Annotated in this window: 1 protein-coding gene; it reads left to right on the top strand. The window is 36.6% G+C overall.

Annotation, left to right across the window (positions count from 1 at the left end):
- Positions 1-652, top strand: a 652-nt coding sequence (locus tag HP456_RS24370; RefSeq protein WP_172255815.1) for an STAS domain-containing protein, incomplete at its 5' end; no start/stop codon positions are given.
- Between the last annotated feature and the right edge of the window lie 265 nt (positions 653-917).

Below are 917 nucleotides of genomic sequence, written 5' to 3' on the forward strand. Positions count from 1 at the left end.
ATTCACTAATAAAGATACTACTAACGAATCAGATGTCGAAAGCTGGGGTGAAGAAACGATAAATTCATTAATCAAGATAGATTTTTCTCTTGATAATGCTATCAATGTAATTAAACACTATCGTACTGTTGTTGGTGAAATCATTAAAAAAGAAGCAGAAGAAATAGGACTTTCATTGTCCGAATACCATGACATCATCTTCAAATTCACTTCAGTAATCGATTTTGCCATTCATTGGCTTAGTGTTACATATACCCGTTTTTACACAAACAGAATCAATGCAGCAGAAACGTCCGTATTAGAACTTTCTATTCCAGTCATAAAAATACAGAACGGAATTGGAGTTCTGCCACTAATTGGTGATGTCGATACAAAAAGGGCGCAGGAGCTCATGGATCAGGCACTTTCGAAAAGCGCTCAACATTCTCTTGAGTACCTTTTAATCGATCTTTCAGGGGTACCCATCATTGATACAATGGTGGCTGACAGAATCTTCAAGGTCATAGCTTCACTCAGACTTATTGGTGTTAAACCGATGCTGACTGGCATAAGACCAGAAATTGCCCAAACCATGGTCCAGTTAGGAATTGATTTTAGCACAATCTCCACTTTCGCAAACCTTCAAATTGCACTTTCCACTATTAAGGATTAAGAACATATGAATTTCCACTCACCTCTTTGTGACGGTGAGTTTTTTGTTGCACCATTTGAGGTAAGAAGGTACTTTTTTTGGGATTTCACTTATAACAAGACTGCACAATCATTGAATGAAAAAGCTGCCCCTAAGGACAGCTTTGATCTGTAACTTTTGTAACCACTTAAACTTGTTGATCAATTTCAATAAAATAATGATCCTTACGGTAAGAAACTGCCTCCATAGTAGCTATCAGTATTTCTTCATGAAAAATCTCAATTCT

This window comes from Bacillus haikouensis, from assembly GCF_013179555.1.
Lineage (GTDB): Bacteria > Bacillota > Bacilli > Bacillales > Bacillaceae_B > Rossellomorea > Rossellomorea haikouensis_A.